Below are 12,051 nucleotides of genomic sequence, written 5' to 3' on the forward strand. Positions count from 1 at the left end.
AATCCTGTGGGAGCGAGCTTGCTCGCGATTGGGGTCAACTCGGTCCCAAGTCCTAAATCGGCTTTGCGCCCATCAACCCGGCAATCGCCACAAAGCAGACAAAACTGAACAACGCCAGTGCAAGGCTGAACCTGCCGACACCACCCGGCGTCTTGCGCAAGCGGTTCAGGCGCACCAGCAGCCAGAACCACGCCAGCGCCGCCACGGTGTACAGCACGCTGGAGGCCAGAATCCACGTCTGCCCCAGCGGCCAGCCCACCAGATGCACCATCCACCAGCCGGTGAACGGCATGCTCAGCAGCGCCAGCCCCATCAGCAGCCAGAGGAATACCCGTGGTCGCTGCAAGGTGCGGCTGCCCGCCGTCGCATCACCCTTGCGTCGCGCGAGCAGCACCCAGATACCCAACCCCAGTGCACTCGCCAGCAAAACCACCGTTGCGACCATGTGTGCCGTTTTCAGGGCAGTCAGCGTTTCCATTGTCGAATTTCCTTATGGCCTGCCCATCAGCGTAGCCCGTCAGCCAAGAAACAGCTTATAGGCCGGGTTGTCGCTTTCATCCCAGTACGGGTAGCCGATTTCCGCCAGCGCGGCGGGCACCAGATGCCGTTCCTCGTGCGGCACTTGCAGACCCGCCACCACGCGGCCGTCCGCTGCACCGTGGTTGCGGTAGTGGAACATCGAGATATTCCAGCGGCCACCGAGCTTGTTGAGGAAGTTGAACAGCGCCCCCGGACGCTCCGGAAATTCGAAGCGCAGCACCACTTCATCGACCACCTGCGCCGCGCGTCCGCCGACCATGTGCCGGATGTGCAGCTTGGCCAGTTCGTTATCGGTCAGGTCGAGTACCGGGAAGCCCTGTTCGGTCAGGCTCGCCAGCAGTGCGCTGCGCGGATCGTTTTCCGGGTGGGTCTGCACGCCGACGAAAATGTGCGCTTCGCTGCCGGTGTTGTAGCGGTAGTTGAATTCGGTGATCTGGCGCTTGCCGATGGCTTCGCAGAACGCCTTGAAGCTGCCGGCCTGCTCCGGGATGGTCACGGCGATGATCGCTTCGCGGCCCTCACCCAGCTCGGCGCGCTCGGCGACGTGGCGCAGGCGGTCGAAGTTGACGTTGGCCCCGGAGTCGATGGCGACGAACGTCTTGCCGCTGACGCCGCGCTGTTCGACGTACTTCTTGATCCCGGCCACGCCCAGCGCGCCGGCAGGTTCGGTGATCGAACGGGTGTCGTCGTAGATGTCCTTGATCGCCGCACAGATCTCGTCGGTGCTGACGGTGATCACTTCATCGACGTAATCCTTGCAGATATCGAAGGTGTGCTGGCCGATCTGCGCCACGGCCACGCCATCGGCGAAGATGCCCACGGTCGGCAGCACCACACGCTCGCCCGCCGCCAGCGCCGCTTGCAGGCAGTTGGAATCGTCAGGCTCGACGCCAATGACCTTGATGTCCGGCCGCAGGTATTTCACGTAGGCCGCAATGCCGGCGATCAGACCGCCGCCGCCCACCGGCACGAAGATCGCGTCCAGTGGCTGCGGGTGCTGGCGCAGGATTTCCATCGCCACGGTGCCCTGCCCGGCAATGGTGTGCGGATCGTCATACGGGTGGATGTAGACGTAGCCTTTTTCATCGACCAGTTTCAGCGAGTAGGCCAGGGCTTCCGGGAACGAATCCCCGTGCAGCACCACTTTTCCGCCACGGGAACGCACGCCTTCGACCTTGATCTCCGGAGTGGTCTTGGGCATCACGATGGTCGCTTTCACGCCCAGCACTTTCGCCGCCAGGGCCAGGCCCTGGGCATGGTTGCCCGCCGAGGCGGTGACGACGCCACGAGCACGCTCTTCGTCAGTCAGTTGAGTCAGCTTGTTGTAGGCGCCGCGAATCTTGAACGAGAACACCGGCTGCAAGTCTTCGCGCTTGAGCCAGATGTCGTTGCCCAGCCGCTCGGAGAGCTGGCGAGCGTTCTGCAGCGGGGTTTCTACGGCAACGTCATAAACGCGCGAGGTGAGGATCTTCTTGACGTACTGTTCGAGCATCGGAAAGCATCACTGAGCGGGTTGGGCAGGGCCAACGAGTCTAACCCGGCTTTCGGCCGCACGACCACACGATTGCAGAGGTTTTAGCCCGGCTTGCGGCTATAATGCCGGCCTTTCCGTTCTTCCCTTGCCCGCTTCCGGAGCCCGCATGACCCAGGATCAACTCAAACAGGCCGTGGCCCAGGCCGCCGTCGACTTCATCCTTCCGAAACTCGACGACAAGAGCATCATCGGCGTCGGCACCGGCTCCACCGCCAACTGCTTCATCGACGCCCTGGCCCGGCACAAGGGCGCGTTCGATGGCGCGGTCGCCAGCTCCGAAGCCACCGCCGCGCGCCTCAAGGGCCACGGGATTCCGGTGTACGAACTGAACACGGTCAGCGACCTGGAGTTCTACATCGACGGCGCCGACGAAAGCGACGCGCACCTGAACCTGATCAAGGGCGGCGGCGCAGCCCTGACCCGCGAGAAGATCGTCGCAGCCGTGGCCAAGACCTTCATCTGCATCGCCGACGGCAGCAAACTGGTGCCGGTGCTCGGCGCCTTCCCGCTGCCGGTCGAGGTGATCCCGATGGCCCGCAGTCACGTTGCCCGCCAATTGGTGAAACTGGGCGGCGACCCGGTCTACCGCGAAGGTGTGCTGACCGACAACGGCAACATCATTCTCGACGTGCACAACCTGCAGATCACCAACCCGGTGGAGCTGGAAGCGCAGATCAATGCGATCGTCGGCGTGGTCACCAACGGCCTGTTCGCGGCGCGTCCTGCGGATCTGCTGTTGCTGGGTACTTCCGAAGGTGTGAAAACACTGAAGGCTGAATAAGCCGAAACTACCTACATCTTTGTGGGCAGATGAAAAAACCTGTGGGAGCTAGCTTGCTAGCGATAGCGGTGTGACAGTCGACATGTTTGGCGACTGACCCTCCCTCATCGCGAGCAAGCTCGCTCCCACAGTGTTTTGGGTATTGGTCAGGGTTGCGCAGGCTTCTTGAAGACGTAGAACAGATTCGGCTCACTCACCAGATACAACGTCCCGTCGTCATCCATCGCGATACCTTCCGCCTGCGGCACGGTTTTCTTCAGCCCTTGCCGACCACCGCTCAACGACATCGTGCTCAATGGCCGCCCGTCCACATCCAGCTCCAGAATCAGCCGCGACTCGTCCGACAGCGCCAGCAGATGGCCGCTGCGCTCGTCGTATTGCAGGCTCGACAGGTCGCGCACGAACATTCCGGCATCACGCTTGGGATTGTTGATCACGTGCACCGCATAGGATTTTTCCGGGTTGAAGTGCGGAAAACCGTGCACTTCGTAGATCAGCATGGGATCGCGCTCCTTGGCCACGAACAGGCGCTTGCCCACCGAGTCGTAAGCCAGTCCTTCAAACCCTTTGTTGCCGCTCATGTGCACGCCCAACGTCATCTGCTCGGCATCCGCCGCATCGAGGAACGTCGTGTCCTGCTCCAGATGAATCTTGATCAGACGCTGCTGGCGCTCGTCGCTGATGACGTAGGTATCGGCGCTGATGAACTCGACCGCCTCCGCATCGCCAAATCCAACCAACGCGACACGACGCAGGACCCGGCCGTCCAGTGACAGTTCGATCAACTCGGCGTTCTTGTTGGTGACGGTGAACAGAGTCTTGCGCACCGGATCGTAGGTCAGCGCCGAGACGTCATCGTTCAGCCCTTCGATGACCCGGCCCTCGATGGCTACGTGGTACTGATCCAGATTGATCGCTTCGATGCGATGGGGCTGCCAGTGACTTTGCAGGTTGAACCAGGCGCGCTCGAACAGGCGCAGGTATTGGCCTATCGCAATCAATGCGAGCAGGGTAATGACCGAAAGGATGATCAGAAGTGGCTTGGGACGGGCAAGTCGACGCATTCGGGCTGGGCTCGGGATCAAAACAGGCGGATGAAATATCACGCCTGTCTGAACCAAAGCTTAAAGGCCCCTTGCCCCGGACGACAACCTTGCGGCGGCGGGCAGGTTATTTCTGCTTTTCGAAGCGGTAGAACAGGTTCGGCTCGCTGACCATGTACAGCGTGCCCTGCTCGTCCATGGTCACGCCTTCGGCGCGGGGAATGGTTTTCTTCAGGCCGTTGAAACCACCGAGCAGGGTCATGAAGCTGACTTGCTCGCCCTTCTCGTCCAGCTCCAGCAGCAGATGCGAATCGGCGGACAGCACCAGGGTATGGCCGGTACGCGGATCGACGGCCAGCGCCGACAGGTTGCGGATGTCCAGCTCGTCGTTCGGCAGCTTCTGCTTGTCACCGTTGAGGGTCTGGCTGCCGTCGCTTTTCCAGGTAAACAGTGCCGGTGGACGTTCTTCGCCCAACAGCAACTGTTGATTGCGCGGATCCCAGGCAATCGCTTCGAAGGCCTTGTTCTGGTCTTGCGAAGGGCCGAGGTCGTATTTCGGGAAATCGTCGCGCTTGAGTTCGCGGGTAGCGGCATCAACCTTCACGATGGACAGCATGTGCTGGCGCTCGTCGACGATCGCCAGCAGGCCGTTGCCCAGCACCGTCACGCCTTCCGGGTTGCTCCAGCCCACCAGCGGCATCTTGCGCAGCACGTCGCCCTGCAAGGTCAGCTCGACCAGGAACGGGTTCTTGCCCATCACCGAAAACAGGGTCTTGCTCTGCGAATCGTAGGACAGGTCCGAGGCCTCGTCCTTTTCCATGCCCGGCAGCAATTTGCCGTCGATCACCACCCGATAGTCCGGCAACCAGATGCTGGCCGTGCGTTCGGCCGGACTCTCGAAGCGCTCGCGCAGCCAGAGCAGGCCCCGGTCATCCCAATGCATCGCGTGCGCCAGACCGTAAGCGGCAGCGACTGCCAGCAGCAGCCAGTAATACCAGCGCAGGGCAAAACGTGAGCGACGAGCAGGATTGAGCTGAGCTTGAAATGGCATCGAAGGACGTGTTCCGAAAATTCAGGCTATGGGTAATAGCACAAAGAGGCCGGCTCAGACGCCAGAATGACCGGAATTATCCGGACAGGATGTGAAAAAAACGGCAAATGGCGGGATTGCCCTGCGTCTTTGCACACTCGATCACACAACAAAAACGGGAGGTGGCCGGCTTGAGCATTCAACTCAAGCCCGCCACCTCCCGCTCGGGAACGCGACGCCCGGATCAGCGCACGCTGCTGGTGAAGCGGCTGGCGCCCGGCAATTCCAGCACGATGTCATCGCCAACGTTCAGCGGGCCGACTCCCACCGGCGTGCCGGTCAGGATCACATCACCGGCCTGCAGCGAGAAGCAGCCGGCCATGTGCTGGATCATCGGCACGATCGGGTTGAGCATCGCGCTGCTGTTGCCGTCCTGGCGCACTTCGCCGTTGATGGTCAGGCGGATGCCGATGTCAGTGAGGTCGGGGAAGGTACTGCCGACCACGAACGGAGCAATCACCGCCGCGCCATCGAACGACTTGGCGATTTCCCACGGCAGACCCTTGGACTTGAGCTCGGCCTGCTTGTCGCGCAGGGTCAGGTCCAGCGCGGGGGCGAAACCGGAGATCGCGTCCAGCACTTCCTCACGGCTTGGCTTGGTCGACAGCGGCTTGCCGATCAACACGGCGATTTCCGCTTCGTAATGCACGGAGCCGCGCTCGGTCGGAATGCTGAAGCCGCCTTCCAGCGGCACCACGCAACTGCCCGGCTTGATGAACAGCAGCGGCTCGGTTGGGACCGGGTTATCCAGCTCCTTGGCGTGTTCGGCGTAGTTACGGCCGATGCACACCACTTTCCCCAGCGGAAAATGAATCCGCGTACCGTCGACATACTGGTGCTGATAGCTCATTACCGACTCCTGCCTTCATTGATTCATCAGGGATTGCAGATCAAGCCGCGAAGATCTTGCCCGGGTTCATGATGCCGTTCGGGTCGAACACCGCCTTGACCGCTTTCATGTATTCGATTTCCACCGGCGAGCGGCTGTAGGTCAGGTAATCGCGCTTGGTCATGCCCACGCCGTGCTCGGCAGAGATCGAACCGTTGTACTTCTCAACGGTTTCGAACACCCACTTGTTGACGGTGGCGCATTTGGCGAAAAACTCGTCCTTGCTCAGGTTGTCCGGCTTGAGGATGTTCAGGTGCAGGTTGCCGTCGCCGATGTGGCCGAACCAGACGATTTCGAAATCCGGGTAGTGTTTGCCGACGATCGCGTCGATTTCTCGCAGGAACGCCGGCACTTTCGAGACGGTGACCGAGATATCGTTCTTGTACGGCGTCCAGTGGGAGATGGTTTCCGAGATGTACTCGCGCAGCTTCCACAGGTTCTGCAACTGGGTTTCGCTCTGGCTCATCACGCCATCCAGCACCCAGCCCTGCTCCACGCAGTGCTCGAAGATTTCCAGGGCGCTGTTGGCCACCTCTTCGGTGGTCGCTTCGAATTCCAGCAAGGCGTAGAACGGACAGTCGGTCTCGAACGGTGCCGGGACATCGCCACGACCCATGACCTTGGCCAGGGCCTTGTCGGAGAAGAACTCGAACGCGGTCAGGTCGAGCTTGCCCTGAAAGGCGTACAGCACCGGCATGATCGAGTCGAAATCGGCGGTGCCAAGGACCATCGCCGTGAGGTTTTTCGGTGCGCGATCCAGGCGCATGGTGGCTTCGACCACAAATCCGAGGGTGCCTTCGGCGCCGATGAACAGCTGGCGCAGGTCGTAACCGGTGGCGTTTTTGATCAGGTCCTTGTTCAGTTCCAGCACGTCGCCCTTGCCGGTGACCACTTTCATGCCCGCCACCCAGTTGCGGGTCATGCCGTAGCGAATGACCTTGATCCCGCCGGCATTGGTACCGATATTGCCGCCAATCTGGCTGGAGCCGGCGGAAGCGAAATCAACCGGATAGTACAGGTGATGTTCTTCGGCAGCGTTCTGCAATTGCTCAGTGACCACGCCCGGCTGACACACGGCGGTACGGTCGGTGAGGTTGATGTCGAGAATCCGGTTCATGTAGTCGAACGACACGACCACTTCGCCATGGGCGGCCACGGCAGCGGCGGAAAGCCCGGTGCGCCCGCCCGATGGCACCAGCGCCACTTTATGTTCGTTGGCCCAGCGGACGATGGCCTGCACTTGCTCGATGGTCTTGGGAAACACGATGGCGCTCGGCGCCGGGGCGAAATGTTTGGTCCAATCCTTGCCGTACGCGTTCAGGGAGTCGGCGTCGGTCAGGACCTTGCCGGGTTCGACCAGGGTCTTCAGTTCATCAATCAGGGCAGGATTGGTCATCGACAGAACTCTCGAACAATTCATGGTCATCCTGAGAACGCTTCACGTCGCAGGAATGAGTGATTAGCAGGGCGGCTATGCTAGCATACCGACCCCGCAGGCCAGTGCCCAAGGCCTGTTCTGCGGCGACGGCATTCTTGCCGTGCGGGTCAGCTCCAGGCTGCTCCCCTCCCTGCCATTTTTCTCCGGGATACAGGTTTACGCAGATGAGCAAGACTTCTCTCGATAAGAGCAAGATCAAGTTCCTTCTTCTCGAAGGCGTCCACCAATCGGCTGTCGACGTCCTCAAGGCGGCGGGCTACACCAGCATCGAATACCTGACTGGCTCCCTGCCGGAAGACCAGCTCAAGGAAAAGATCGCTGACGCTCACTTCATCGGCATTCGTTCGCGCACCCAACTGACCGAAGAGATCTTCGATCACGCGAAGAAGCTGGTGGCCGTCGGCTGTTTCTGCATCGGCACCAACCAGGTCGACCTGGAAGCGGCCCGCGAGCGCGGCATCGCCGTGTTCAACGCACCGTACTCCAACACCCGCTCCGTGGCCGAGCTGGTATTGGCCGAGGCGATCCTGCTGCTGCGCGGCATCCCCGAGAAAAACGCATCCTGCCACCGTGGCGGCTGGATCAAGTCCGCAGCCAACTCCTTCGAGATCCGCGGCAAGAAACTGGGCATCGTCGGCTACGGCTCGATCGGTACCCAGCTGTCGGTCCTGGCCGAAGGCCTTGGCATGCAGGTGTTCTTCTATGACACCGTGACCAAGCTGCCGCTGGGCAACGCCACTCAGGTCGGCAACCTGCACGAGCTGCTGGGCATGTCCGACATCGTCACCCTGCACGTTCCGGAAACCGCTGCGACCCAGTGGATGATCGGCGAGAAGGAAATCCGCGCCATCAAGAAGGGCGGCATCCTGATCAACGCTGCACGCGGCACCGTGGTCGAGCTGGAGCACCTGGCCGCCGCGATCAAGGACAAGCACCTGATCGGCGCCGCCATCGACGTGTTCCCGGTCGAGCCGCGTTCCAACGACGAAGAGTTCGAAAGCCCGCTGCGCGGCCTGGACAACGTGATCCTGACCCCGCACATCGGTGGTTCCACCGCTGAAGCGCAGGCCAACATCGGTCTGGAAGTGGCAGAGAAACTGGTCAAGTACAGCGACAACGGTACGTCGGTATCGTCGGTGAACTTCCCGGAAGTGGCCCTGCCGGCTCACCCTGGCAAACACCGCCTGCTGCACATCCACGAGAACATCCCGGGTGTGATGAGCGAGATCAACAAGGTCTTCGCCGAAAACGGCATCAACATCTCCGGTCAGTTCCTGCAGACCAACGAGAAGGTCGGTTACGTGGTGATCGACGTCGACGCCGAGTACTCGGAGCTGGCGCAAGAGAAGCTGCAACACGTCAACGGCACCATCCGTAGCCGTGTGCTGTTTTAATTGCAGCTACGCGTGGCAAGCTTCAAGCGGCAAGTGAAAAGCGCTTTTGCCTGAACCTCGTCACTGAAAAAAGGGAGCCCCGAAGGGCTCCCTTTTTTTATTCGACGTTGACGGTGATTTTCTTCGAGACCACCGGCGGGTCGAAAGCCACGTGGTTCTTGTCGCCCAGTTCCAGCTGCAAGGTGTGCTTGCCTGGCGCGAGTTTGATGTCGGCTTGGGTCTGCGCCTTGCCGAAGTGCATATGGTTGGCGTCGGTCGGCACCACTGCGCCAGCCGGAACGATGTCCTTGGCGTCGATCAGCAGATGGTGGTGACCGGTGTTCGGTGTGGCATCACCGGCCGGCGCGAGCGCGACATCCTTGGTACCGAACTTGACGGTGAAGGTCTGCGAAACCGTGGCACCGTCCTCGGGAGAAACGATGAACACTTCGGCACCCTTCGGCGCAGGCGTGGCCGCACTGGCCAGCACCGAAGCACTCATCAGTAACCCGGCCAATACAGCACGTGACATGATTGTTTTCATTCTCTTCTCCAGTTTTTCCGTAAAATCCGCGCGGTCATGACAACTTCATGACCATTCGTTGTCGAAGGCACTCGACAACCATAGCAAAGCGAGCCTGACCAACAGGCCGCGACAATGATTTCAAAGGAGTGACCATGCGCTTTCTGCCTGGCCTGATCTGCCTGCTTCCCCTTTTGAGCCCTCTGGCTCACGCCGAACTGCTTGATGACGTCAACGACCGAGGCGAATTGCGCATCGCCCTTGAGGCTAATACACCGCCCTTCAATTTCAAGGATGACGACACCCTCACAGGGTTCGAGGTCGAGCTGGGGCAACAACTGGCCCGCGAACTGGATGTACGCGCCGATTTCATTGTCACCGACGAGGCCGATATGTTTCAGGGCGTCGAAAGCGGCAAGTACGACGTCGCGCTCAACCACATAGCACTGACCCCGGAACTCAAGGATCGTTTCGACGTGAGCGAGCCTTACACACAGGTCAATGCGCAGTTGCTGGCGAAAAAGGATGAGCAACCCCGCCCGCTGGTGTTGATCCAGACCCTGACGGAAGAGAAGCCGAAGGTCGGGCCGCCGGTGAATCTGGCGATACCGTTTCAGAAGGGCAACCCGGCGTTTCACGCGAGCCTTGAGAATGCGTTGCAGCGGATCAGGGCGGATGGGCGGCTGGAGGCGTTGTCGCAGAAGTGGTTGAGCGTGCAGGCCTCTGAAGACCCGAAGTGAACACAATTTCCATGTGGAAGCGAGCCTGCTCGCGAAAGCGACCTTTCAGCCACCAATACCGGTGCTGACAAAGCGCAATCGCGAGCAGGCTCGCTCCCACAGTGTTTTCTGGCGTGCGATTAATTGAGTTGTGTCAGGGCATGTGCAGCCTGCAACAACTCCAACTCACTGAAGACCTGCACGCCATGGCGCTTGAGCAATGCGGCAGTCACCCCCTCGCCACTCACCTTCACGCCACTGAACGTCCCGTCATAGGTCAACAGGTTCCCGCAGGAAGGACTGTTGGCCTTGAGCACCGCCACGCGAATTCCGTGTTTTCGCACCAGCTCCAATGCCTGCCGGGCGCCATCGAGAAACTGCGCACTGACGTCCTCGCCTTCAGTGGTGATCACCGCCGCAAGGCCATCGAGCACTTCACCGCCCTGCCCGCCCGGGATCTCCGCCGCCGCCCGGGGTGTCGGCAAACCGCCGGCCACTTCCGGGCACAGCGGTACGACGCGACCTTCGGCGATCCACTGTTCCAGCAGGTCGAACGGCCCGCTGGCACCACCGTCGTAACGCACGCGATGACCCAGCAGGCAGCGACTCACGAGGATCCTGTGCATCTCAGAACGGCTCGTTGCCACGACGACGGAACCAGCCAGTCAGCGACAACCGCTCACGGCTGGCCGGCAATACTTCGTGAGGCACTTCGCCGGAAAGAAACACCACCAGGCAGCCACCGGTGGGTTGCACGTCATGGACCCGATCACCTTCCAGATACATGCGCAACTGCCCGCCATCCTCCGGCAGCCAGCCGTCGTTGAGGTAGATCACTGCCGAGACCATGCGCCGGTCATCGTCGCGAAAACGGTCGACATGCTTGCGGTAAAACGCACCCGGCGGGTACAGGGCGAAATGGCATTCGAAGTCTTCCAGACCGAGGAACAGTCCCCGATTGAGGGCCTCGCGCAGGCTGTTCATCAGGTTCAGATAACGGTCACTGGCCTCGGCCTGACCCGGATCGATCCATTGGATATGGTCGCCACGAATGCCCTCGCGGACCTCCGTAAACGGCCCGCGCCCGACGCCCGCCGGCGCCAGTTCACCTTCGGCCTCGCGTTTGCGGCACTCGGCGGCCAGCGCGCGGGTCAGATCCGCAGGCAGGAAAATGTTCTGCTGCGACCAGCCACGCTCGGCCAGGTCGTCGACGATACGTAACAGCAGCGGGTGTTCAGAGGATATTTGCATGGCGCGCATAGTATGCCTGCGGCAAGAATTGCGACAGAGCCACGCGGCGGCTTGATACGAATTCTCGACAAGTACCGGCACCGCACGGAGAATAGTCCGCTGCCGACAGGAGTCCCTATGCGCCGTTTGCTTTTTTCACTGTTGATGTTCTGCGTTTTGCCCGCCTGGGCAGACGGCCACGACCAGTTGTACAAGGTCGCCGGCTGGCCGGACCAACGCGCGCATTTCAATGACGCCCTGAGCGCCGCGCAACAGCGTTACCAGAGCAGCCTGCCGCCGGCGGTGTTTCAGGCGCTGGTGAACAACAGCAACCAGCGCTTCGCCCCCCAGGCCGTGGACCAGCGCGCCGAGGCGCAACTGCGCAGAAACCTCGCCGATCCGAAGCCGGCCCTCGCATTTTTCCAGTCGCCGCTGGGCAAAAAGATCGTCGCCGCCGAACTGCTGGCGACCCGCCGCGATCAATTGGCGAAAAACGCCAGGGGTCTGCCGAAGATGCAGGCCAGCGACAATCGCCTGCTGATCATCGGCCATCTCGCCCAAGCCCTGCCCGCCCGCGAGGCCGGCGCCGAAGTCAGCCTGGCGATTGCCGGCGTGGCGGCAGACAGCCTGAGTTCGATGATCCCCGGCCTGCTCGGCGGCGGTCAGGCCCAGGGGATGCTGAACAGTCAACGCCAGCGCCTGATGGATCAGATCGGTGCCGACCTGAACAACACGCTGCTGTATGTCTATCGCGACTTGTCGGATGAAGAGCTGGAAGAGTTCGCGACCTTTGCCGAATCCACCGAAGGCAAGGCCTACTATCAGGCGGCGCTGGCAGCGATTCGCGCCGGGCTGGCCGTCGGCCAGAGCACCTCGAACCCAAGCCAGTGA

Annotated in this window: 13 protein-coding genes; 4 read left to right on the forward strand and 9 right to left on the reverse strand. The window is 61.2% G+C overall.

Annotation, left to right across the window (positions count from 1 at the left end):
• Window positions 1–52 precede the first annotated feature (52 nt).
• On the reverse strand, window positions 53–478 hold the full coding sequence (locus tag NWV16_RS27040) for a DUF2269 domain-containing protein (RefSeq protein WP_260521409.1): 426 nt from the start codon (window positions 476–478) through the stop codon (window positions 53–55).
• A 39-nt stretch (window positions 479–517) separates the two neighbouring features.
• A complete protein-coding gene (ilvA, locus tag NWV16_RS27045) occupies window positions 518–2,032 on the reverse strand; it encodes a threonine ammonia-lyase, biosynthetic (protein ID WP_065258896.1) in 1,515 nt (504 codons plus the stop codon).
• 148 nt (window positions 2,033–2,180) lie between these two features.
• Here ilvA and rpiA point away from each other — a divergent pair, with 148 nt between their 5' ends.
• Complete coding sequence (gene rpiA / locus NWV16_RS27050; RefSeq protein ID WP_085731521.1) at window positions 2,181–2,855, forward strand: ribose-5-phosphate isomerase RpiA; 675 nt, start codon at window positions 2,181–2,183, stop codon at window positions 2,853–2,855.
• A 146-nt stretch (window positions 2,856–3,001) separates the two neighbouring features.
• On the opposite strand, the gene NWV16_RS27055 is transcribed toward rpiA, so the two are convergent.
• From NWV16_RS27055 to NWV16_RS27070, 4 genes are all read right to left on the reverse strand, one after another.
• Window positions 3,002–3,919 carry an SdiA-regulated domain-containing protein gene (locus NWV16_RS27055; RefSeq protein ID WP_260521410.1) on the reverse strand — a complete coding sequence of 306 codons (918 nt, stop codon included), beginning with the start codon at window positions 3,917–3,919 and terminating at the stop codon, window positions 3,002–3,004.
• A 106-nt stretch (window positions 3,920–4,025) separates the two neighbouring features.
• A complete protein-coding gene (locus tag NWV16_RS27060; protein ID WP_260521411.1) occupies window positions 4,026–4,949 on the reverse strand; it encodes an SdiA-regulated domain-containing protein in 924 nt (307 codons plus the stop codon).
• A gap of 223 nt (window positions 4,950–5,172) precedes the next feature.
• Window positions 5,173–5,838, reverse strand: coding sequence for a fumarylacetoacetate hydrolase family protein (locus tag NWV16_RS27065; RefSeq protein ID WP_169432349.1), 666 nt, complete (start codon window positions 5,836–5,838; stop codon window positions 5,173–5,175).
• Window positions 5,839–5,878: 40 nt separating this feature from the next.
• On the reverse strand, window positions 5,879–7,273 hold the full coding sequence (locus tag NWV16_RS27070) for an FAD-binding oxidoreductase (protein WP_260521412.1): 1,395 nt from the start codon (window positions 7,271–7,273) through the stop codon (window positions 5,879–5,881).
• Between the two features lie 206 nt (window positions 7,274–7,479).
• On the opposite strand from NWV16_RS27070, the gene serA reads away from it, so the two are divergent.
• Window positions 7,480–8,709: a phosphoglycerate dehydrogenase gene (serA, locus tag NWV16_RS27075; protein WP_065258890.1), complete on the forward strand. Its 1,230-nt coding sequence runs from the start codon at window positions 7,480–7,482 to the stop codon at window positions 8,707–8,709.
• 97 nt (window positions 8,710–8,806) lie between these two features.
• Here the strand turns inward: serA and NWV16_RS27080 are convergent, their stop codons facing one another.
• Window positions 8,807–9,232, reverse strand: coding sequence for a DUF4399 domain-containing protein (locus tag NWV16_RS27080; RefSeq protein WP_260521413.1), 426 nt, complete (start codon window positions 9,230–9,232; stop codon window positions 8,807–8,809).
• Between the two features lie 134 nt (window positions 9,233–9,366).
• On the opposite strand from NWV16_RS27080, the gene NWV16_RS27085 reads away from it, so the two are divergent.
• Entirely contained in the window at window positions 9,367–9,951 is a 585-nt protein-coding gene (locus NWV16_RS27085; RefSeq protein WP_260521414.1) for a transporter substrate-binding domain-containing protein, read from the forward strand.
• 119 nt (window positions 9,952–10,070) lie between these two features.
• On the opposite strand, the gene NWV16_RS27090 is transcribed toward NWV16_RS27085, so the two are convergent.
• Together NWV16_RS27090 and NWV16_RS27095 are read right to left on the reverse strand one after the other, a co-directional pair.
• Window positions 10,071–10,556, reverse strand: coding sequence for a DUF523 domain-containing protein (locus NWV16_RS27090; protein WP_260521415.1), 486 nt, complete (start codon window positions 10,554–10,556; stop codon window positions 10,071–10,073).
• A gap of 1 nt (window position 10,557) precedes the next feature.
• On the reverse strand, window positions 10,558–11,190 hold the full coding sequence (locus NWV16_RS27095) for a 2OG-Fe(II) oxygenase (RefSeq protein WP_065258886.1): 633 nt from the start codon (window positions 11,188–11,190) through the stop codon (window positions 10,558–10,560).
• A 108-nt stretch (window positions 11,191–11,298) separates the two neighbouring features.
• Between NWV16_RS27095 and NWV16_RS27100 the strand changes: the two genes are divergently transcribed.
• Entirely contained in the window at window positions 11,299–12,051 is a 753-nt protein-coding gene (locus NWV16_RS27100; protein WP_260521416.1) for a DUF2059 domain-containing protein, read from the forward strand.

The sequence above is a fragment of the Pseudomonas sp. BW7P1 genome (assembly GCF_024981055.1).
Lineage (GTDB): Bacteria > Pseudomonadota > Gammaproteobacteria > Pseudomonadales > Pseudomonadaceae > Aquipseudomonas > Aquipseudomonas bananamidigenes.

What these genes read in the sequence shown, in the direction of transcription:
- NWV16_RS27040 (WP_260521409.1), bottom strand. Translation starts at nt 478, where the DNA reads ATGGAAACGCTGACTGCCCTGAAAACGGCACACATGGTCGCAACGGTG.
- ilvA (WP_065258896.1), bottom strand. Translation starts at nt 2,032, where the DNA reads ATGCTCGAACAGTACGTCAAGAAGATCCTCACCTCGCGCGTTTATGAC.
- rpiA (WP_085731521.1), top strand. Translation starts at nt 2,181, where the DNA reads ATGACCCAGGATCAACTCAAACAGGCCGTGGCCCAGGCCGCCGTCGAC.
- NWV16_RS27055 (WP_260521410.1), bottom strand. Translation starts at nt 3,919, where the DNA reads ATGCGTCGACTTGCCCGTCCCAAGCCACTTCTGATCATCCTTTCGGTC.
- NWV16_RS27060 (WP_260521411.1), bottom strand. Translation starts at nt 4,949, where the DNA reads ATGCCATTTCAAGCTCAGCTCAATCCTGCTCGTCGCTCACGTTTTGCC.
- NWV16_RS27065 (WP_169432349.1), bottom strand. Translation starts at nt 5,838, where the DNA reads ATGAGCTATCAGCACCAGTATGTCGACGGTACGCGGATTCATTTTCCG.
- NWV16_RS27070 (WP_260521412.1), bottom strand. Translation starts at nt 7,273, where the DNA reads ATGACCAATCCTGCCCTGATTGATGAACTGAAGACCCTGGTCGAACCC.
- serA (WP_065258890.1), top strand. Translation starts at nt 7,480, where the DNA reads ATGAGCAAGACTTCTCTCGATAAGAGCAAGATCAAGTTCCTTCTTCTC.
- NWV16_RS27080 (WP_260521413.1), bottom strand. Translation starts at nt 9,232, where the DNA reads ATGAAAACAATCATGTCACGTGCTGTATTGGCCGGGTTACTGATGAGT.
- NWV16_RS27085 (WP_260521414.1), top strand. Translation starts at nt 9,367, where the DNA reads ATGCGCTTTCTGCCTGGCCTGATCTGCCTGCTTCCCCTTTTGAGCCCT.
- NWV16_RS27090 (WP_260521415.1), bottom strand. Translation starts at nt 10,556, where the DNA reads ATGCACAGGATCCTCGTGAGTCGCTGCCTGCTGGGTCATCGCGTGCGT.
- NWV16_RS27095 (WP_065258886.1), bottom strand. Translation starts at nt 11,190, where the DNA reads ATGCGCGCCATGCAAATATCCTCTGAACACCCGCTGCTGTTACGTATC.
- NWV16_RS27100 (WP_260521416.1), top strand. Translation starts at nt 11,299, where the DNA reads ATGCGCCGTTTGCTTTTTTCACTGTTGATGTTCTGCGTTTTGCCCGCC.